The sequence below is a fragment of the Bradyrhizobium sp. Kon37 genome (assembly GCF_055807535.1).
Window position 1 is genome coordinate 104,400 of record NZ_JBVVOY010000002.1, and the last position, 19,114, is coordinate 123,513.

The 19,114-nt window shown below is 63.9% G+C and carries 19 protein-coding genes; 9 read left to right on the forward strand and 10 right to left on the reverse strand.

The annotated features are described in order from the left end of the window. Positions 1-71: 71 nt before the first annotated feature. From AC0L3J_RS04675 to AC0L3J_RS04695, 5 genes are all read right to left on the reverse strand, one after another. On the reverse strand, positions 72-659 hold the full coding sequence (locus tag AC0L3J_RS04675; RefSeq protein WP_473346172.1) for a class I SAM-dependent methyltransferase: 588 nt from the start codon (positions 657-659) through the stop codon (positions 72-74). Positions 660-673: 14 nt separating this feature from the next. Then, the gene (gene argC / locus AC0L3J_RS04680) at positions 674-1,720 is read right to left on the reverse strand and encodes an N-acetyl-gamma-glutamyl-phosphate reductase (protein ID WP_473346173.1); all 1,047 of its coding nucleotides are present in this window, start codon (positions 1,718-1,720) and stop codon (positions 674-676) included. A 99-nt stretch (positions 1,721-1,819) separates the two neighbouring features. After that, the gene (gene argC, locus AC0L3J_RS04685; RefSeq protein WP_473346175.1) at positions 1,820-2,803 is read right to left on the reverse strand and encodes an N-acetyl-gamma-glutamyl-phosphate reductase; all 984 of its coding nucleotides are present in this window, start codon (positions 2,801-2,803) and stop codon (positions 1,820-1,822) included. Then, positions 2,800-3,468, reverse strand: coding sequence for an FMN-binding negative transcriptional regulator (locus AC0L3J_RS04690; protein ID WP_473346177.1), 669 nt, complete (start codon positions 3,466-3,468; stop codon positions 2,800-2,802). The genes argC (AC0L3J_RS04685) and AC0L3J_RS04690 overlap by 4 nt, the downstream gene beginning before the upstream one ends. Before the next feature lie 223 nt (positions 3,469-3,691). After that, the gene (locus tag AC0L3J_RS04695) at positions 3,692-4,222 is read right to left on the reverse strand and encodes a DedA family protein (RefSeq protein ID WP_027569874.1); all 531 of its coding nucleotides are present in this window, start codon (positions 4,220-4,222) and stop codon (positions 3,692-3,694) included. Positions 4,223-4,495: 273 nt separating this feature from the next. On the opposite strand from AC0L3J_RS04695, the gene parE reads away from it, so the two are divergent. The 4 genes from parE to AC0L3J_RS04715 all read left to right on the forward strand — a co-directional run bounded on the left by parE (position 4,496) and on the right by AC0L3J_RS04715 (position 9,000). Then, complete coding sequence (parE, locus tag AC0L3J_RS04700) at positions 4,496-6,538, forward strand: DNA topoisomerase IV subunit B (RefSeq protein ID WP_027569873.1); 2,043 nt, start codon at positions 4,496-4,498, stop codon at positions 6,536-6,538. A 480-nt stretch (positions 6,539-7,018) separates the two neighbouring features. Further along, positions 7,019-7,801: an outer membrane protein gene (locus AC0L3J_RS04705; RefSeq protein ID WP_473346178.1), complete on the forward strand. Its 783-nt coding sequence runs from the start codon at positions 7,019-7,021 to the stop codon at positions 7,799-7,801. Positions 7,802-8,022: 221 nt separating this feature from the next. Continuing rightward, positions 8,023-8,208, forward strand: a complete 186-nt coding sequence (locus tag AC0L3J_RS04710; protein WP_007591540.1) for a hypothetical protein — start codon at positions 8,023-8,025, stop codon at positions 8,206-8,208. 21 nt (positions 8,209-8,229) lie between these two features. Then, complete coding sequence (locus AC0L3J_RS04715; RefSeq protein ID WP_473346179.1) at positions 8,230-9,000, forward strand: SDR family NAD(P)-dependent oxidoreductase; 771 nt, start codon at positions 8,230-8,232, stop codon at positions 8,998-9,000. A gap of 108 nt (positions 9,001-9,108) precedes the next feature. On the opposite strand, the gene AC0L3J_RS04720 is transcribed toward AC0L3J_RS04715, so the two are convergent. Further along, positions 9,109-9,876, reverse strand: a complete 768-nt coding sequence (locus AC0L3J_RS04720) for an outer membrane protein (protein ID WP_473346180.1) — start codon at positions 9,874-9,876, stop codon at positions 9,109-9,111. Between the two features lie 179 nt (positions 9,877-10,055). Then, entirely contained in the window at positions 10,056-11,312 is a 1,257-nt protein-coding gene (locus tag AC0L3J_RS04725) for an FAD-dependent oxidoreductase (RefSeq protein ID WP_473346181.1), read from the reverse strand. A 118-nt stretch (positions 11,313-11,430) separates the two neighbouring features. Here AC0L3J_RS04725 and AC0L3J_RS04730 point away from each other — a divergent pair, with 118 nt between their 5' ends. Beyond that, positions 11,431-11,565, forward strand: a complete 135-nt coding sequence (locus AC0L3J_RS04730) for a hypothetical protein (RefSeq protein ID WP_456764490.1) — start codon at positions 11,431-11,433, stop codon at positions 11,563-11,565. A gap of 66 nt (positions 11,566-11,631) precedes the next feature. Here AC0L3J_RS04730 and AC0L3J_RS04735 read toward each other — a convergent pair whose 3' ends face one another. Next, on the reverse strand, positions 11,632-13,146 hold the full coding sequence (locus tag AC0L3J_RS04735) for a caspase family protein (RefSeq protein WP_473346182.1): 1,515 nt from the start codon (positions 13,144-13,146) through the stop codon (positions 11,632-11,634). A gap of 210 nt (positions 13,147-13,356) precedes the next feature. Between AC0L3J_RS04735 and AC0L3J_RS04740 the strand changes: the two genes are divergently transcribed. The 4 genes from AC0L3J_RS04740 to fabA all read left to right on the forward strand — a co-directional run bounded on the left by AC0L3J_RS04740 (position 13,357) and on the right by fabA (position 18,098). Then, a complete protein-coding gene (locus AC0L3J_RS04740) occupies positions 13,357-14,322 on the forward strand; it encodes an AraC family transcriptional regulator (protein ID WP_473346183.1) in 966 nt (321 codons plus the stop codon). Positions 14,323-14,620: 298 nt separating this feature from the next. After that, positions 14,621-16,225, forward strand: a complete 1,605-nt coding sequence (locus tag AC0L3J_RS04745) for a DEAD/DEAH box helicase (RefSeq protein ID WP_473346184.1) — start codon at positions 14,621-14,623, stop codon at positions 16,223-16,225. A gap of 166 nt (positions 16,226-16,391) precedes the next feature. Then, positions 16,392-17,459 (forward strand): GGDEF domain-containing protein, encoded by a 1,068-nt coding sequence (locus tag AC0L3J_RS04750; RefSeq protein ID WP_473346186.1) that lies wholly within the window; start codon positions 16,392-16,394, stop codon positions 17,457-17,459. A gap of 108 nt (positions 17,460-17,567) precedes the next feature. Next, a complete protein-coding gene (gene fabA / locus AC0L3J_RS04755; RefSeq protein WP_473286892.1) occupies positions 17,568-18,098 on the forward strand; it encodes a bifunctional 3-hydroxydecanoyl-ACP dehydratase/trans-2-decenoyl-ACP isomerase in 531 nt (176 codons plus the stop codon). Positions 18,099-18,101: 3 nt separating this feature from the next. On the opposite strand, the gene AC0L3J_RS04760 is transcribed toward fabA, so the two are convergent. Beyond that, complete coding sequence (locus AC0L3J_RS04760) at positions 18,102-18,557, reverse strand: TfoX/Sxy family protein (RefSeq protein ID WP_473346187.1); 456 nt, start codon at positions 18,555-18,557, stop codon at positions 18,102-18,104. Between the two features lie 136 nt (positions 18,558-18,693). Continuing rightward, positions 18,694-19,104 carry a HesB/IscA family protein gene (locus AC0L3J_RS04765; RefSeq protein WP_081747958.1) on the reverse strand — a complete coding sequence of 137 codons (411 nt, stop codon included), beginning with the start codon at positions 19,102-19,104 and terminating at the stop codon, positions 18,694-18,696. Between the last annotated feature and the right edge of the window lie 10 nt (positions 19,105-19,114).

The following is a 19,114-nucleotide window of genomic DNA, read 5'->3' on the forward strand; positions in this document are numbered from 1 at the left end:
TTCATCGCGCAGGCCGTGCTGGCCGTCGCGATCTTCAAGGTGGTTTGAGAATCAGGCCTTGTTGTTTTAGATCAGGCCTTGCGAACGACGAGATGCAGCATGTTCGCCGGCGTCTCGTCAAAGCTCTGGATCACGTTCCTGTCCGACGACAGCGTGATCCACGGTCCTGCGCTGGCGTAGGTCGCCTCGAGCCATTCCGGCGACGCATAATTGTAATAGCGCCCGAGACTGTCCCGGCCATCGCCCTCGCCCATCTTGTAGCTGGCATAGAACACGCCTGAGGGCCTGAGCGCGCGATGAACCCGCGCCAGGATGCCGGCGAGTTCGTCGCGCGGCACGTGCAGGAGACAGGCGCTGGCCCAGACGCCGTCATAGGCCTCGTGCGCGTCAAGCTGGTCGAACCGCATCGCCTCGACGGCATGACCGAGCCGCTGCGACGCGATCTCGGCCATTTCAGGCGAGCCGTCGGTGGCGCGCACCGAAAAACCCTCGGCCAGCATCACCGCCGAATGATTGCCGGCGCCACAGCCGAGCTCGAGGATCGAGCCGCCGGACGGCAGCAGAGCGAGAAAGCCTCGCAGCCGCATCGAGGGCGCCTTCGCCCAGTCCGCATAGGACCGGGCGTTGCTGCGATAGAATTGCAGAGTCCCTTCGTCCACCGCGACCTCTCCGATCAGGGAAACAGCGCGATCTGCTCCAGTCCAGCGGTCTCGGGGAATCCGAACATCAGGTTCATGTTCTGGATCGCCTGACCGGCCGAGCCCTTCACCAGATTATCGAGCACCGAAATCACGATGGCGCGGTTCTTGATCCGGTCGGCGATGACACCGATCTGGACATAGTTCGAGCCGCGTACGTTCTGGGTCTGCGGCAGCACGCCCTTCTTGACGACATGCACGAAGGGCTCGTTCGCGTAGGCTTTCTCGAGGGCGGACCGCAAATCGTCCGGCGTCGCGCCGTTGAGCTTGACGTAGGACGTGCAGAGCTCGCCCCGCGACATCGGTATGAGATGCGGCGTGAAATTGACGGTGACGCTCGCGCCCGCCGCGACGCCGATCTCTTGTTCGATTTCCGGCGCATGCCGGTGCGTGCCGACCGAATATGGCGAAATCCCCTCGCCCGCCTCGCTGAATAGTGTGTTCTGCTTCAGGCCACGTCCGGCGCCGGTGACGCCTGACTTGGCGTCGATCAGGATGTCCTCGACGTCGATCAGTTTTGCTTTCGCCAGCGGCACCAGCGCCAACAACGCTGCCGTCGGATAGCAGCCGGGACAGGCGACCAGCCGCGCCGCGGTAATCTTCTCCCGATAGAATTCGGTCAGGCCGTAGACGGCTTCGCCCTGCAACGCGAGCGCCTGATGTTCGTGGCCGTACCACTGCGCGTAGGTTTCCTTGTCGCGCAGCCGGAAATCGGCGGACATGTCGAGGACCTTGATCTTCGGGTTGGCCTTCAGCACGGCCGCGATGATCTGCTGCGTGGTGCCGTGCGGTAGCCCGCAGAACACCGCGTCGAGCTTGGTCCAGTCGACCTTTTCCCATTCCACGAGTTGGGGCAAATCCAGCATGAAGAAATGCGGAAACACCTCGCTCATGGCCTTGCCGGCATGGGTGTTGGCGGTGAGTGCCGTGATTTCCGCATTCGGATGCCGCGCCAGCAGGCGCACCGCATCGGCGCCGGTGTAGCCGGACGCGCCGAGAATGCCGATTCTCTTCGAACTCATCACACGTTCCTTTCAGGCGTCGCTGGATCGTCTTGCCGGAGTAGAAAGTTGCAGCGTCGCTTCGTCCACCGGACCGGTCTGGCAGCCAACGCTCATCGGCTACTCCTCGGCAAGGCCCAGCATCAGCCGCATGTTCTGCACGGCCGCGCCGGACGCGCCCTTGCCGAGATTGTCGAGCCGGGCGACCAGCACCGCCTGGTGATGTTTGTCGCTGGCGAAGACGTAGAGCTCGAGCATATTGGTCTCGTTGAGCGCTTCCGGCTCGAGCTTGCCGCCCTTGGTCGCCTCGTTCTGAAGCGGCATCGCCGAGACGTATTCCGAGCCGGCGTAACGCTTGGCCAGCGCGGCCTGGAGATCGGCGCCGCTGGGCTTGGCGGGCAGCGTGTCGAGCTGGAGCGGCACCGAGACCAGCATACCCTGCCGGAAATTGCCGACGGACGGGATGAAGATCGGCCGCCGGGTCAGGTTCGAATAGAGCTGCATCTCCGGCAGATGCTTGTGCTCGAAGCCGAGGCCGTAGAGTTCGAAGGACGGCGCGCTGCCGTCCTCGAAACTCGCGATCATCGACTTGCCGCCGCCTGAATAGCCGCTCACCGCATTGACGGTGACGGGATAGTCCGCAGGCAGCAGGCCGGCATCGACGATCGGCCGCAGCAGCGCGATCGCGCCGGTCGGATAGCAGCCGGGATTGGAGACCTTCTTCGCAGCCTTGATCTTGCCAGCCTGGTCCGGCGTCAGTTCCGGAAAGCCATAGGCCCAATCGGGCGCCACCCGGTACGCGGTCGAGGCATCGAGCACCTTTGGGCCCGACGGCCCCATGCTGTCGATGAGCGCAACCGTTTCCCTGGCAGCGTCGTCCGGCAGGCAGAGGATGACGAGGTCAACCTCCTCCATCAGCGCTTTCTTGGCCGCGGGATCCTTGCGCTTGTCGTCGGCGATCGTCTTGACGACCAGGTCGTTCTGCAGCTTCAGCCGCTCGTTGATGCCGAGCCCGGTGGTGCCGGAGCCGCCGTCGACGAAGACCGTGGCGGGCTTCTTGGTGATGCCGGTGGTCGGCGCTTTGGTGGTGTCCGCGAGGCTCATGGTACGCTCCTTTCGAGCTTGTTGGTTTCGGCCGCGAAGACCCCCGGCCTGACGTCCTGCATCAGTTGCGCGATCTCCCTGGCGTCAGCATGGGCTTGCGCGCCAAGCGCGTTGGCGATCGCCGTATAGTCAGCTTCGGACTTGTGCTGATTGAGCTTGAAGCTGCCTTCGACCTCTTCAACCGTCATGACCAGACCCACGATCCCCTTCTTCAGCGCCTCGAGCCGCCCCGCCGTCATTTTGGCTGAGGTCCACGGCTTCTTCGGCAACAGCCAGCTCTCGAACTTGTCGCTGAGCGTGTCGATCTGCACGGCCAGTTCACCATCCGACAACAACCGCACCGGCCCGGTCAGATGGACCGACTGGTACAGCCAGGTCGGCACCTGATCCGGCGAGACGTACCAGTCCGGCGACACGTAAGCATCGGGGCCGTTGACCGCGAGCAGCCAGGAGGTCGTCCCGTCCGCAAGCTTTAGCAGCGGATTGTGACGGGCGACATGAAAGGCGGCCTGCGGCGTGCCGTCGGCGGCATAGGTCAAATAGAACGGAATTGGCGAGGCGATCGGCTTGTGGCCGTCGAACGCGCAGATGGTGCCGAAGCCGCGCTTGTCGGCAAACTTCAGGCTCGCGGCGCGATCCTGCTTGAAAAAGGGTGGCGTGTACATCCTAGTCTCCTGCTGGCCTCCTTGGTGGCCGCCGGATCAGATCGCACTGACAGGAGAGAGAATGCCGCGGATCGGATCCAGCGGCAAAGACGATGATCTCAAACGCGATCGACCGCCCAAACCGCTAAAGAGCGGCGGCGGCGACGGGCGAACAAAATGGTCGCGGCGTTGATCATGGCGCGGGGCTATAAGGCCAGTTGCGGTTCGCGTCAAGGTTCGGACGTCACACCACGCGCCAGATCCATTCCATGATCTTCGCGATCACGTCGCCGAACAGCAGGAGCGCCGCCGACCAGATCAGCGCCGAAACGAAATTGGCGGCCTGGAAGCTCCAATAGGGCATCTCGAAAATGCCGGCTGCAAGCGGCACGGAGGCACGCAACGGGCCGAAGAAGCGGCCGATGAAGATGCTCGGCACGCCCCAGCTGCGCACGAAGGCCTCGCCCCGGGGCAGAAGTTCCGGATAACGCGAGAGCGGCCACATCTGGGCGACCTTCTCCTTGTAGCGGTAGCCGAACCAGTAAGAGACCCAGTCGCCCAGCGCCGCGCCGATGCCGCCGGCGATCCAGACCGGATAGAAGCTGATGCCACTCGCGCCGATCAGCGCGCCGATCGCGACCAACGCGCCCCAGGCCGGGATCAGCAGCGAGATGAAGGCGAGCGACTCCCCGAAGGCGAGCACGAACACGATGGGAGCTGCCCATGTCTGGTGAGCGCGCACGAAATCCGCCAGCGCGTGCGCAAACTGCTCCATTCAAAATAGCCTTTCCGCCCTGCCCGAAGGTGCTGCTCGATGAAAAGGACTGGTAAGCCAAGGACTTGTGTGACATCAAGTCACAAAGTCCGGTCCAGGCCGGACCGGAACGTCACATTGCCGGGAATTGATGGGGCTGCGGCGTAAAATCGCCGGGATTGGCTCCCAACCACACCGCCCGGCCCGCCCTGCGATAACCTTTCCAGGTCAGAAGTGGCATAGTCGGCCCAACCGATTCGCCGCTCATGCGGCCCTCAAAACGCATAAAGATATATGTCCAAGCAGTTGAAGCCCAAAGCAAAAGACGATTTTTTCGGCGGCGATGAGCCGAAGCCCCGCGCCGCCAAGGCGACCCCGCGCGCAGGCGGTGCCGAGGCCGACTACACCGCAGCCGACATCGAGGTCCTCGAGGGCCTGGAACCGGTGCGCCGCCGGCCCGGCATGTATATCGGCGGCACCGACGAGAAGGCGCTGCATCACCTTTTTGCCGAAGTCATCGACAACTCGATGGACGAGGCGCTGGCGGGGCACGCGACCTTCATCGGAGTCGAGTTGAGCGCGGACGGCTTCTTGACCGTCACAGACAACGGCCGCGGCATTCCGATCGATCCGCATCCAAAATTCCCGAAGAAGTCGGCGCTCGAAGTCATCATGTGCACGCTGCACTCGGGCGGCAAGTTCGACTCCAAGGTTTACGAGACCTCGGGCGGCCTGCACGGCGTCGGCATCTCCGTGGTGAACGCCCTCTCCTCGCTGCTCGAGGTCGAGGTCGCGCGCAGCCAGAAACTCTACCGCATGACGTTCGAGCGCGGCCACCCGAAGGGCAAGCTCGAGGATCTCGGCAAGATCAACAACCGCCGCGGAACCCGCGTGCGCTTCAAGCCGGACACCGACATCTTCGGTGCGAAGGCAGCCTTCAAGCCGCAGCGCCTGTTCAAGATGACGCGTTCGAAGGCGTATCTGTTCGGCGGCGTCGAGATCCGCTGGAATTGCGCGCCCGAACTGCTCAAGGGCGTCGACGACGTGCCGGCGGAAGCGACGTTCCACTTTCCCGGTGGCCTCAAGGATTATCTGGCCGCCGCGATCCATGCCGACACGCTGGTGCATCCCGATATCTTCTCCGGCAAGTCGGGCCGCAACGGCGCGCATGGCGCCTGCGAATGGGCGGTGGCCTGGACCGCGGATGCCGACGGCTTCCTGTCGTCCTACACCAACACCGTGCCGACGCCCGATGGCGGCACGCACGAATCCGGCCTGCGCAGCGCGCTGCTGCGCGGTCTGAAGGACCACGCCGAGCGCGTCGGCCAGGGCAAGCGCGCGTCGTCCATTACGTCTGAAGACGTGATGGTCGGCGCAGCCGTGATGCTCTCGGTATTCGTGCGCGAGCCCGAATTTCAGGGCCAGACCAAGGACCGTCTCGCCACCGCCGAAGCGCAGCGCATCGTCGAACAGGCGATGAAGGATCCGTTCGACCATTGGCTGTCGGGCAATCCGAACCAGGCCAACAGGCTGCTCGACTTCGTGGTCGACCGCGCCGAGGAGCGGCTGCGCCGTCGGCAAGAGAAGGAGACCGCGCGCAAGACCGCCGGCAAGAAGCTGCGCCTGCCGGGGAAGCTCGCCGATTGCAGCGATGCGGGTTTAGACGGCTCAGAACTCTTCATCGTCGAGGGAGACTCGGCCGGCGGCAGTGCCAAGCAGGCGCGCGACCGCAAGACCCAGGCCGTGCTGCCGCTGCGCGGCAAAATCCTCAACGTCGCGTCCGCCGGCAAGGACAAGCTGACTGCGAACACGCAGCTCGCCGATCTCGTGCAGGCGATCGGCTGCGGAATGCTCGCGCAGTATCGCGAGGAGGATCTGCGCTATCAGCGCATCATCATCATGACCGACGCCGATGTCGACGGTGCCCACATCGCTTCGCTGCTGATCACCTTCTTCTACCGGCAGATGCCGCGGCTGATCGACGAAGGCCATCTCTTCCTCGCCGTGCCGCCGCTCTACAAGCTGACCAACGGCACCAAGTCGGTCTACGCCCGCGATGACGCGCACAAGGCAGCGCTGATCAAGAGCGAGTTCAACGCCAACGCCAAGGTCGAGGTCAATCGCTTCAAAGGCCTCGGCGAGATGATGCCGGCGCAGCTCAAGGAAACCACCATGGATCCGGCCAAGCGGACCATGCTGAAAGTGGTTCTGCTCGCCGACGACCGCGACACCACGGCGGATTCGGTGGAGCGGCTGATGGGCACCAAGGCCGAAGCGCGCTTCGCGTTCATCTCGGACAAGGCCGAATTCGCCAATGACGACCTGCTGGACGTCTGATCCGCAGGTGCTGCCCGGTCGCATCCCATCAAGAGCCCCGGCATAAATCCCGGGGCTCTTTTGTTTTTGGGGACGACAACCGCCATTTCCCGACGACCCTGCCCGCCGATCCTGCCCGCCGATCCTGCCAACGGTTCGCCTCGACTTCGGTGATTCCCTGCCTCGTCGCATCGCGACTCGGCCAACGACTCACCCAGCCGGGCTGATGCAGGATTGCCTCCGTTTCGGACAAAGCCGGATTCACTAACGAGAAGTTACCAAAATATAAATCGCAAAATTCGACGTACTGTATTGATAATGCAGGGTTATTTTATCTTTCGACAACGACCCTCAAAATCCCTGCCGTGCGGCGTTTCCCGGCGACTGTGCCTGCTCTGCAACAGCATTTCGGAGAGAAGCAGGTATAGTCCGGGACATCAGATCACACGGACTTCAGTGCGCTCGCGCCTTCCAGACAGACCAAAGCTTGGGGATTTTAAGATGAAGAAGATTTTGCTCGCACTGACCGCGGTTGCCGCGATGACCGGTTCGGCCTCGGCCGCTGACCTTGGCGCCCGTCCCTACGTGAAGGCGCCGATGGCGGCTCCCGTCGCCAACTGGACCGGCTTCTACATCTTCGGCGGCGCCGGCGGCGGCCTCTCGGCCTCTGACCAGCGCGTGCAGACCACGGTCGGCGCAGTTCCCCTGACGATCGATCAGCGCCAGGGTGGCTCGGGCTGGTTCGGCACCGTCGGTCTCGGCTACGACTGGCAGTTCAGCGGCACCTGGGTCGCTGGCGTGTTCGCTGACGGTCAGTTCGGCAGCATCCGTGCTACCATTCAGGACCCGATCGCTGGCATCACTGGCAACCAGAAGCTGGAAGATTCCTGGGCCGCTGGTGTCCGCCTCGGCTGGCTGGTCGCTCCGAACGTTCTCTCCTACGTCAACGGCGGTTACTCGGGCGCTCACTTCGGCCAGACCAACTTCATGACCCTGGCCGGCGTGCCCGCCGGTATCCATCTCAACAGCTACAACCGCAATGGCTGGTTCATCGGCGGCGGCGTCGAGAACAACCTGAACATCTTCGGCATCCAGTCGCCCGGCTGGTTCATGAAGACCGAATATCGCTCGGCCTTCTACAACGCCAAGACCCAGAACGAACTGTTCGATGCTGGCAACGTCGTCGTCGGCCGCGACATCCGCGCCAACAGCTGGAACCAGACGATTTCCACCTCGCTGGTCTACCGCTTCAACTGGACCGGTCCGGTCGTCGCGAAGTACTGATCCGAACGCAAGTTCAGACGTCAAAGCCCCGGCATCGTCCGGGGCTTTTTCGTTGTACGGTGCTTCAGCGGACCTTGCGTATGGACATGCATCCGCCCTGCGGCCTGCATCAGCGGCCATTGTATCCGAACCACGGCTACGGCTAGTCTCCCGCCAAGTTTTCGGGCCGCGGCAATGGTCATGCCGCGTCACGACAGAAGCGGACCCATGGGGAGGAATGCATGCGCAGATTTCTGCTTGTAGCAGGCCTGTTTGCCCTTGCCGTCGGGCTGCTCTGGATCGGACAGGGCACGGGTACCGTCGCGTGGCCGCGATCGAGCTTCATGGTCAACCAGTTGCAATGGGCCGGCTATGGCGCAGCCATGGCCGGCTTCGGGCTGGTGCTGATCTGGCAGAGCAACCAATAGAAGAAACCAGGGAATAGCAGCATGACATCCAGTCGGTTCGATCTCCGCGGCAAGGTCGCGATCGTCACGGGAGGCAATGGCGGCATCGGGCTCGGCATGGCCCGTGGCCTCGCCGATGCCGGCGCCAACATCGCCGTGGTCGGACGCAACGAAGCCAAATCCGCCGCGGCCGTCGCCGACCTCACTCAACGCGGCGTGAAGGCGATCAGTGTTGCCACCGATGTCACCGACAAGGCGGCCATCGCCGCGATGGTCGAGCGTGTCGTCGCCGATCTCGGCCGCGTCGACATCCTCATCAACAATGCCGGCATGAGCATCCGCAAACCGCCGCACGAGCTCGAGCTCGACGAATGGAATACGGTGATCAACACCAATCTTACCAGCGCCTTCCTGTGCTCGAAGCTGGCCTATCCGGCGCTGAAGGCGTCCGGCAACGGCAAGGTGATCAACATCGGCTCGATGATGTCGATATTCGGCGCGAGCTTCGCAACGGCCTATGCGGCGAGCAAGGGCGGTATCGTTCAGTACACGCGCGCCTGCGCCAACGCGTGGGCGCCCGACAACATCCAGGTCAATGCCATCCTTCCCGGCTGGATCGACACCGACCTGACCCGCGGTGCGCGGCAGCAGGTATCGGGCTTGCACGAGCGGGTGCTGGCACGCACGCCGGCGGGGCGGTGGGGCGACATCGACGACTTCGCCGGCATCACCGTGTTTCTTGCCTCGCCCGCGTCTAACTTCGTCACCGGCACCGCGATCCCCGTCGATGGCGGGTTCTCGGTGATGGCGTAGGCCGTACGCCAGAAACCTGCACACAAAAAAGAAGCCCCGGACAATGCCGGGGCTTTTGAATTTGGGCAGTGATCGTCTTTTATGGCTGCTTGGTCGTTCGTTGCCCCCTTAGTAGCGGGCGATGACCGGCGCGTCGAACTTGTAGCTGGCGCGCACGACGGCCCACTGGAGGTCGCGCGGCTTGGCATCGAAGCTGTAATTGCCCGACGTGCCGCCAAGTTGATAGGTCTGGCTGGTGAAGGCTGCGTAGTTGTACTCGAGGCCGACGATCCAGTTGCGGGTGATGCCGTATTCCCAGCCGGCACCGACGGTCCAGCCGTTGGCCCAATGGGTCTGACCGCCAGAACCGGTGAACGGACCGACCGTGTCGGTGACCGACAGACGGTTGTTCACGCCGGCATAGCCGCCCTTGATGTAGAACAGGTTGTTCTGCACGGCGAAGCCGGCGCGACCGACGACGGTGGCAAGCACATTGGCGCGCCAGGAGAACACGTCGTCACCCGCGCCAAACGCGGTGTTCAAGAACGAGCCCTTGTTGTCGAGGCCCGAGATCGTGCCTTCCATACCGAACACGTAGTTGTTGGCCTGCCAATTGTAGCCGATCTGGGCGCCGCCCAGGATGCCGGAGTTGCGCTGACGGTAGCCCTGCCCCGGGGTCAGATCGCCGAACGGCGCGCCGGTCCCGTTGTTGATGAACTGCTCGTTGGTCCATGCGCCGCCGATGTGGCCGCCGACATAAAAGCCGGTCCAGTTGAACAGCGGCTCCGCATAGGCGGGCGCCTTCGTGTAGCGCGCACCGAGATCGGCGGCGGAAGCGGCGCCGGTCGAAACCAGAGCGGTCGTGCAGGCGAAGGCGGCAATCAACTTGGTACGCATGGTACACCCCGTGTCCTTTGATGGATGCACGCTCACACGCAGTTCTTACTCAAATTTGAATCAAGACAGTTAAGACGCCGGATTGGCAAGCAGCGCGCCTTCAATGGATCTGAACTGTTGTACGCAGGCAACGCGCTGAGCGCGATTTAACGCCGCGTTATCCCTACCGAGTCCTTGCGCTACCGTGCCGGCGCAGCCTTCGACTGCACGTGCTCGGGCCGGACGCCAAGCGCGAGCAAGCGCGCCGGAATACCCTGGAGCCACGGCACCGCGGTGATGAGACGCACGATCAGCGGCACTTTCAGCGGCCGGTCGCCGCCCTGCAAGGCGCCGCTGATGATGTTGTTCTGCACGATCATCTGCATTCGCTGCGTCATCTTCACCGGGAATTCGCGGCGACGGCGCACGGCATCGAGCTCCTCCTCCGACGGGCAGCCGCGCTGCAGCTTGTCCGCCAGCAAATTTGCGGTCGCGACCGCATCCTGCACGGCGAGATTGACGCCCACGCCGCCGACCGGCGACATCGCATGTGCGGCGTCGCCGATGAGAAGCAGGCCCGGCCGCGTCCAGCGCTTCAGGCGGTTGATCGCGACGGTGAGCAGCTTGAAATCGTCGAAGCTCTTCACATCGGCAATGCCGCTCTTCAGGATCGGCGCCATGCGAACGACGTCGTCGAGCAGCGCCTGCAATCCCCTCGCCTTCACCGCGTCGTATTGCCCCTTGGCGATGACATAGGCGCATTGCCAATAGTCGCCGCGGTCGAAGGTGATCATCATCTTGCCGGGCTCGACGCGCGCGAACACGTTCTCGGTCTCGTTCGCCTTGCGGCCGACGCGGAACCACAGCACGTCCATTGGCGCGCCGATCTCCTCGACCTCGAGGCCGGAACGCTGGCGCACGGTCGAATGCCGGCCGTCACAGGCGATGGTGAGATCGGCTTCGATCTCCACGATGCCATCCGGCGTATTCGCCCGCACGCCAGCGATGGTCTCACCGCGGCGGATCAGATCGACCGCTTCCGTGTTCATCATCACCTTCAGCGAGGCGAAGCGCTGGCCGGCCTCGCGCAGGAAGTTCAGAAAATCCCATTGCGGCATAAAAGCGATGAAGGGGTACTTGGTGCGGAGGCGGCTGAGATCGGCGATGCGAACGGGGGTACCGCCGAACAGGCCGTCCATCTTTTGCAAGCGCTGATGCGGCAACTTCAGGAATCCGTCGATCAGGCCGAGCTCGTCCATCACCTCGAGCGTCGAGGGATGCACGGTGTCGCCGCGGAAGTCGCGGAAGAAATCCGCATGCTTCTCCAGCACCACGACATCGATGCCGGCGCGCCCAAGGAGATAGCCGAGCATCATGCCGGCCGGTCCACCGCCCACGATGCAACAGCGGACCTTCACCGAGGAGCCATGGGGATGCGGCGACGTATTGAGGTTCACGGCCGGGTCCTCATTACGGGTCAAGGTTTGCGTGCACTGCAGCAAGCAAGATTCATTTGCCGCAGTTGTGAATGGCCGTTAGCCTTGCTGTCAATTCCGACTCATTCAGGAAATTGCAGTGCAGACAATCCTCATACTGCTCGGCGTCTGGATCCTGATCAACGTGCTTTTCGTCTTGATCATGATCGCACCGCGCAGGCCGCCGCTTGCGCCGGTGCGCATCGAACACAACGGTTATCCTTACGAGGAGTAGGACAAGCTCAAGCGCTTCATCAGGAAGCGGGTGGCAAAAGCGTGCGCGACGCCTTCGCCCGCTTCATCAGTTGTTGCTGCGGTTCGCGCTGCGGAAGCTCTTGATCTCCGACACGCTGCCGTCGCGATAGGTCAGCTCCACCGAGATGAACTGCGTTGCCGGTGCGAGCTTCATGTAGAGCGGCATGCCGGCGCTGATCGCGCTGGGGTCGCGCATGTCGCAGCCCGGCATCTTCAACACCTGGTTCGGAACGGCGGTGTCGATGCCGATGCGCACTTCGCGAATGGCGCAGCGGTAGGACACGAGGTGCGTGTAGTAGACCAGCAGCCCGTTGAACTCGCGGAATGACAGCCAGCTCGTCGCGGTCATGTCGAGGATCTTGCGCTGGTCGCGGATCAGCGCGGCTTCGGGATCGAACCTGATCGGGAACGGGCCCTGCATGTCACCGGACTGGTCGACATAGCGGACCTCGATGGTGCCGGCCTGCGCGTCCGGCGGCAATTCGATCGACGGGTTCGGCATTCTCTTGCGCGTGCGCGGGTCGAGCGTATCGATGAAGCCGGTTTCGCGGAAGTCGCCATTGCCGGCCATGCGCCAGGAAACGCCGAGGGTCGGATCTGCAAAGGAGAACACCACGCTCCACCCGCCATTGTGGCGCGAGAAGCTCGCGATCGGCGCGTTGGTGGTCTCTTCCTTTGGCACGCGCGGCACCGAGACCGGTGGTAGCGCCGCGAGCTTCTGCGCCGGCGGATCGGCCGGGCGCACGGCGGCATCCTTGGCGATGCCGCTGAGGAAGACGTCGTCGACCATCTGATCAAAATAGACCGGCACTTGCCTGTGCTTGACGGTGTCGGCCATCTCGCTGACGAGACGGCGCGTACGCTGCGCCACCTGCACCAGGTTCTCGCCGGGCTGGAGCAGCTCTTTGGCGAAGGTGCGCGTGAACACCGAATTGGGATTGGCGTCGTCGTTGGAGAGGCGGTCGAGCGCGGTCTGGCGCGGGCCCGCGGAGAAGACCGAGAACACGCCTTCGGGCAGCTGCACCATCGGGGCAAGCCCGCCACCACCGGAGACGGCGCGGGTACCCTTGCGCTCGAAGGGGTTGTTGCGGCAGGCGTCGAACACCAGGATCGAGGTTCGCGCCTTCTTGTTCTGGAGGCGCTCGACGATGCGATCGGCCAGGATGGAGGCGTCTCGCACCAGCTCTTCCTGCCCTTCCGTCGCTGCCGGCACGTCCGTCGGCAGCAGGTAATTCTGGCCTGCGATCTCGAAGCCGTGGCCGGCATAGAAGAAGAACGCGGTGTCGCCGGGCTCGATCGTCCGATCGAACGCGAGCAGCGTCTCCGAAAATTGCTGCCGGCTCTGGTTTTCGGCGACCATCACCGAGAAGCCGAGCTGCTTCAGCGTATCGCCCATGGTGCGGGCGTCGTTGACCGCCTTGAGCAGCTTCGGAACGTTCCTATAGTCGTTGTTGCCGACCACGAGCGCGACGCGCTTCTCGGCACAGGCGGGAAGCGCGAAACCGCTGAGGCCGGCCGCGAGGCCAAGCGCTGCCAGTACTCTGAAAAGCCGACGTGTCATCGAAAATCCCTCAAGAACGGCCCACGCCGGTTCCTTCGAACAGCGGTTCATGGGAACCGCGTCGTTGATGTGATAGTCGGCCCAGCCATAGCGCTGGTTCAACAGCCCTGAGGACTCAGGTCTGTCGTCTAGCCTATGGTAGATGCCACCGGAATTTGCGTTTTCTCGGTCAATTCTTGTGGGCAATTCCGCTGGAAGCGAGGGGACGCCGTGTATCGCTGGTGCACCGACGAGGTCGAGCCGCACGATCGCTTCGAGTTTTGGCGCGAGGTGCGCGCCAAGGGCCTGTTCGGCGTCACCGCCGAACTCGAGCGCGAACGCCGCGCGGACTTCTTCGGCGAATTCTCGCTGTGTCAGCTTGGCGGAGCCGGCCTCGTCGAGCTGAAGGCTTCGCATTACACGGTCGAGCGCAGCATGACCGACATCGCTGACGCGCCGGGCGACAGCCTCTGCGTCTATCAGCAGCTCGGTAGCGGCGCCTGGTTCGGCGGCATGCGCGGCAGCGACTTCACGATCGCCAATGGCAGCTTCGCGACCAGCCATACCGACCAGCCCTATCGCGCGGCGCCGCTGGGCGCGGGAGGCTTCCACCTGCGGATCCTGAAGATTCCCGTGAGCGGCCTGTCCACGCAGGACAAGCGCATGCGCGAGCTTGCGCCCCGGACGTTCGAGGATCCCACCCTGGCGCCCTTGCTCGACGCCTGCTTTGCCGATCTCGGTACGGTTGCCGCGGGTGATGACGGCGCCGCCGATGCCGTCCCCCTCGTCCAGGCTTTAGCCCATCTGGCGCTGATCGAGCGCGGCATCCTGCGGCCCGGCAGCCGCCTCGGGCAGGCCGCGCTGCGGATCGCCCGGCTCTCGCAGGCGCGACGCCTGATCGCACGTCACCTGCAAGACCCGGATATGGCGCCACCGATGGTGGCCGACCTTCTCGGCGTGTCGGTCCGTCACCTGCACATGCTGTTCGAAGGCGCAGCCAAGAGTTTTTCGCAAACCGTGACGGAGGAACGCCTGAACCAGAGCCGCCGCCTGATGCGCGAAGCCCCGGACCGGCTGATCGCCGACATCGCGACCGCCTGCGGCTTCGACAGCCTCGCGACCTATTACAGGGTCTTCAACGCCGCCTATGGGATGGCCCCCGGCGACTTCCGCGCCCAGGGTCCGGAAGGGCGTTAGCCGACGTTTGGGCAGCTCCGGCCGACCGCTGGATTGGCCCAAAACCGCAGCCTCGCCCGCTATTTGAGCGAAAACCTCAGGTTTTTTAGGGCCTTCCCGCGGCTGCTCCATTGACTTTGGCCGATTCCCGCCTATGTTCCGGGTCGACGCGGCTCGGTATCGAAGAGCGATTCCTGAGCTTGGCGCTTTGTTCGCGTGAGTCAGCACCCCCAGCTTCTTTGAGAGCGCGCCGTTTTGGGGTGGAACGCGACAGCCTTATTACCCTCGAATCCGAACGGCGGTTTCGACCAGAGGCTCAATGTCTTTTACCCATCTCGGACTATCCGAAAAAGTCCTCGCCGCAGTGGCGGCCACCGGTTACACCACCCCCACCCCCATTCAGGAACAGGCGATCCCTCACGTCCTCGCTCGCAAGGACGTGCTCGGCATCGCCCAGACCGGCACCGGCAAGACCGCCGCCTTCGTGCTGCCGATGCTCACCATTCTCGAAAAGGGCCGCGCCCGGGCGCGCATGCCGCGCACGCTGATCCTTGAGCCGACCCGCGAACTCGCGGCGCAGGTGAAGGAAAACTTCGACCGTTACGGCGTGGGCCAGAAACTCAACGTCGCCCTCCTGATCGGCGGCGTTTCCTTCGGCGACCAGGATGCCAAGCTGACGCGCGGTGTCGATGTGCTGATCGCCACTCCCGGCCGCCTGCTCGACCACACGGAGCGCGGCGGCCTGCTGCTCACCGGCGTCGAGCTGCTCGTCATCGACGAAGCCGACCGCATGCTGGACATGGGCTTCATTCCCGACATCGAGCGCGTCTGCAAGCTCGTCCCGTTCACGCGGCAGACCCTGTTCTTCACCGCAACCATGCCGCCGGAGATCCGGCGCATCACCGAAACCTTCCTGCACAATCCGCAGAAGGTCGAGGTATCGAAGCCCGCCACCACCGCTGTCACCGTTACGCAGTGTCAGGTCCCGGCCGGGCGCGAGGCGCACGAGAAGCGCGAGCTGCTTCGCCGACTGCTCCGCGAGGCCAAGGATCTCCAGAACGCGATCATCTTCTGCAATCGCAAGCGCGATGTCGCCGTCGTTCACAAGTCGCTGCAAAAGCACGGCTTCAGCGTCGGCGCGCTGCACGGCGACATGGATCAGTCGGCCCGTACGGCGGCGCTCGAACAGTTCCGCAAGGGCGAGCTGCCGCTGCTGGTCGCATCCGACGTCGCCGCCCGCGGCCTCGACATCCCCGAGGTCAGCCACGTCTTCAATTTCGACGTTCCCCACCATCCCGACGACTATGTCCACCGCGTCGGCCGCACCGGTCGCGCAGGCCGGTCCGGCATGGCGATCTCGCTCGTCACGCCGCCCGACCAGAAGTCGATGGTGGCGATCGAGAAGCTGATCGGCCAGAGCATTCCGCGCGCCGAAGGCGATTTCGAAGTCCGCACCGATGCTTCCGATGCGAGCGAGCGTCCGCGCGAGCAGCGCGGCCGTGAACGTTCACGCGGCGGACGTGGCAAGCCGCAACGCGGTCGCGATCGCGAGCGCAGCCAGGAGCCGCGCGAAGCGCGTGGCGAGGCACAGCCTTCAGCCGAAGCACGGTCCGCTCCCGAGGCAAGGTTGGCTTCCGAAGCAAGGCCCGCTTCCGAAGCAAGGCCCGCGCGCGAGGCAAGGCCTCCACGTGAAGCCAGATCTTCGCGTGAAGCCAGGCCTCCGCGTGAAGCCAGGCCTCCGCGCGAAGCCAAGCCATCATCCGAGCCGCGTGACGGTGCGCGCCAGCAGGCCAATCCGTCGCATGTCCCGTCGATCGGCCGTCCCGAGCCGCGCCGCCAACGCGAGGCCGACAGCGAGCCGGGCGACCACTCGCATCTGCCGGCCTTTCTGCTGCGTCCGGTTCGCTCCCCGGCCGGCGCCTGAAGCCCGATGTGCGCCCGGCTTTGGTTGAAATAAAGCTGGCGCGCACTTTTTTGGACGTATTCGTGGACGTATATTTACGGGGCGTTCACGATCGTCCGTTAGCCTACGAACATAATTTAAGTATTGCTGCGGTCGACGGCACGCCGATCGCTGTGGGGTATGTTCCGTGGTCAAGGTGCTCGACGAACACGAACGCACGATGGCGTTCGCCGAGGTAGCGCTCGGTCAGATCCGATCGCTACGACAGACGGCAATTCCCCGCAATTACGAGATCTGGTTCGTCTACGCCACCGGCTACAACGCCCCGCTCAACAAGATCATCAACGAGACACTGGCGCGGAGCGGCAAGCTGACCGAAGCCGATCTCGATCAGATCTACGAGACCTACCTCTCCCACATCAAGACCACCGACCGCATCGACAAGGTCGGCGCGCGCGTCATCGGCGAGATCGACGACGTGATGAAGGTCCTCGGTGACGCGCTCGGGATGACCGGCTCCTACGATGCCAGCCTGTCGGGCGCGACCGAAAAGCTCTCATCGGCCGAGAGCCGCGAGCAGCTCAAGTCGATCGTCGAGACGCTGCTGCATTCGACCAGCGAGATGCGCGAGACCAACAAAGCGCTGGAAGACCGGCTGACGCTGTCGAAGAGCGAGATCAGCAACCTCCAGCAGAGCCTGGAGGCGATCCGCGCCGAGAGCCTGACCGATCCGCTGACGGGGCTCGGCAACCGCAAATATTTCGATCGCATGATCGACATGGCCGTGCAAGGCGCCCTCGCCTCCAGCGAGCCGCTGTCGCTGCTGCTGGTCGACATCGATCATTTCAAGTCGTTCAACGATTCCTACGGCCATCTCACCGGCGACCAGGTGCTGCGGCTGGTCGGCCTGTCGCTGAAGCAGACCATCAAGGGCCAGGACATCACCGCGCGCTATGGCGGCGAGGAATTCGCGGTCGTGCTGCCCAACACCGCGCTGCGCCAGGCCCTTACGGTGGCCGATCACATCCGCCGCGCGGTGATGGCCAAGGAATTGAAAAAGAAGTCCACCGGCGAAATCCTCGGCCGCGTCACCATCTCCGTCGGCGTCTCCATGCTGAAGCAGGGCGACGACACCGATGCGCTGATCGAACGCGCGGATGCCTGCCTGTACGCCGCCAAACGCAACGGACGCAACCGCGTGATCTGCGAGGCCGATCCGGAATTCGCGGTCGAGACGCACAACCGGGTGGCGTAACGCCGAAGCTACGCACCGCCACCTGCGCTTGACATTCTGGCCTGACGAACGACATCTCCCTCGCCGTCTTGAGGCGTCCGACTGCGCGCATCCGGAGGACTTGTCGTCTTGCCCAACCCGCATGATTTTCACACGCCGCAACCGTCCTACACCAGGGACGACCTGCTGAGATCGAGCGAGGGCGGCTATTTCGGCCCGGGCAACGCGCAATTGCCGGCACCGCCGATGCTGATGATGGATCGCATCACGGAGATCAGCCTGGACGGCGGCGAGTTCGGCAAGGGCCACATCGTCGGCGAGCTCGACATCGCGCCGGGCCATTGGTTCTTCGATTGCCACTATCGCGGCGATGCCACGATGCCAGCGTCTCTGGGGCTGGATGCCATGTGGCAGATGGTCGGCTACTGGCTGGGATGGTCGGGCTCGCCGGGCAAGGGCCGCGCGATCGGCGTCGGCGAGGTCGCGTGCACGGGCGAGGTTACACCGGACACACGATGCGTGCGCTACGAGGTCGCCATGCGGATGGTCCGGCGCGGCAAGCTGGTGCTCGGAATTGCCGATGGTCGCGTGCTTGCCGACGGCACCTGCGTCTTCACTGCCAAGGACATGCGGGTTGGTCTGACCAAGGCCGTGGATTGAACCTCAAGCCCTTCGCGTGGCGCGCTTGCGGGCCGGGCTCTTCTTGCCGACTTTCTTCGGCGCTTTCGCAGGCTTGGCGACCTTCTTGGCCGGCTTGTTCGCCGCCTTCTTCGGTGTCTTCTTGGCCTTGGGCCGCTTCTTCACCTTGGCGCGCTGGGCGGCGGCGAGCGCGGCCCTCGCCCATTGCGCGAGTTCCGCGGAATCGTCGAACAGGCGGGCCGGCAGCTCCCAGTAGGAGTTCACCACCACGGTCTTGGCGCGGGTCGCGTATTGGAACGGCTTCGAGCCTTCCGCTTCAAAGTCCGGGATGGTCATCTCGTCGGCGCGAAAGAATAGGCCGGCGCGCAGAGACAGCGCGAAGTTGACGCCGTCGGCGGAGATGCCGTAGCCGGAGAACATTTTCCGGATGGCGACGGGGCCGAAATCGGCGAACAGGTCGATCAGGAATTCGCGGTCCATGGCAGGATTCCCGGGGCGAGCAGCCCAGCGTTCATACCACCGCCGTCATTGCGAGCGAAGCGAAGCAATCCAGGCTGTCGACGCGGAGACAGTCTGGATTGCTTCGTCGCAAGTGCTCCTCGCAATGACGGAAAAACTACCCGTCGATCTGCGCCGGGCGCAGCTCGACCGACTCGCCGCAGCCGCAGGCGGAGATCTGGTTGGGGTTGTTGAAGACGAACTGGGCCTGCATCTTGTCGGCCTTATAGTCCATCTCGGTGCCGAGCAGGAACAGCACAGCCTTCGGATCGACCAGGATCTTGACACCCTTGTCCTCGACGACCTCGTCGGTCGGACGAACATCATGGGCGTATTCGACGGTGTAGGACTGGCCGGCACAGCCGCCGTTCTTGACGCCGACGCGAAGGCCCACGATCTCGGAATCGGCCCGCTGGGTCAGCTCGTTGATGCGCTGGGCAGCAGCGTCCGTCAGCCGCATTACCTGCGGGCGCGGCCGCCGCGGCTTTGGAGTGGATGCTGGTGTCGAGCCCGACGATATCTGTGTCATGTCAGTGATG

Excerpts from the sequence above, each read along its gene's own strand:
- argC (WP_473346173.1), bottom strand. The coding sequence starts at position 1,720 with ATGAGTTCGAAGAGAATCGGCATTCTCGGCGCGTCCGGCTACACCGGC.
- argC (WP_473346175.1), bottom strand. The coding sequence starts at position 2,803 with ATGAGCCTCGCGGACACCACCAAAGCGCCGACCACCGGCATCACCAAG.
- AC0L3J_RS04690 (WP_473346177.1), bottom strand. The coding sequence starts at position 3,468 with ATGTACACGCCACCCTTTTTCAAGCAGGATCGCGCCGCGAGCCTGAAG.
- AC0L3J_RS04695 (WP_027569874.1), bottom strand. The coding sequence starts at position 4,222 with ATGGAGCAGTTTGCGCACGCGCTGGCGGATTTCGTGCGCGCTCACCAG.
- parE (WP_027569873.1), top strand. The coding sequence starts at position 4,496 with ATGTCCAAGCAGTTGAAGCCCAAAGCAAAAGACGATTTTTTCGGCGGC.
- AC0L3J_RS04705 (WP_473346178.1), top strand. The coding sequence starts at position 7,019 with ATGAAGAAGATTTTGCTCGCACTGACCGCGGTTGCCGCGATGACCGGT.
- AC0L3J_RS04710 (WP_007591540.1), top strand. The coding sequence starts at position 8,023 with ATGCGCAGATTTCTGCTTGTAGCAGGCCTGTTTGCCCTTGCCGTCGGG.
- AC0L3J_RS04715 (WP_473346179.1), top strand. The coding sequence starts at position 8,230 with ATGACATCCAGTCGGTTCGATCTCCGCGGCAAGGTCGCGATCGTCACG.
- AC0L3J_RS04720 (WP_473346180.1), bottom strand. The coding sequence starts at position 9,876 with ATGCGTACCAAGTTGATTGCCGCCTTCGCCTGCACGACCGCTCTGGTT.
- AC0L3J_RS04735 (WP_473346182.1), bottom strand. The coding sequence starts at position 13,146 with ATGACACGTCGGCTTTTCAGAGTACTGGCAGCGCTTGGCCTCGCGGCC.
- AC0L3J_RS04745 (WP_473346184.1), top strand. The coding sequence starts at position 14,621 with ATGTCTTTTACCCATCTCGGACTATCCGAAAAAGTCCTCGCCGCAGTG.
- AC0L3J_RS04760 (WP_473346187.1), bottom strand. The coding sequence starts at position 18,557 with ATGGACCGCGAATTCCTGATCGACCTGTTCGCCGATTTCGGCCCCGTC.
- AC0L3J_RS04765 (WP_081747958.1), bottom strand. The coding sequence starts at position 19,104 with ATGACACAGATATCGTCGGGCTCGACACCAGCATCCACTCCAAAGCCG.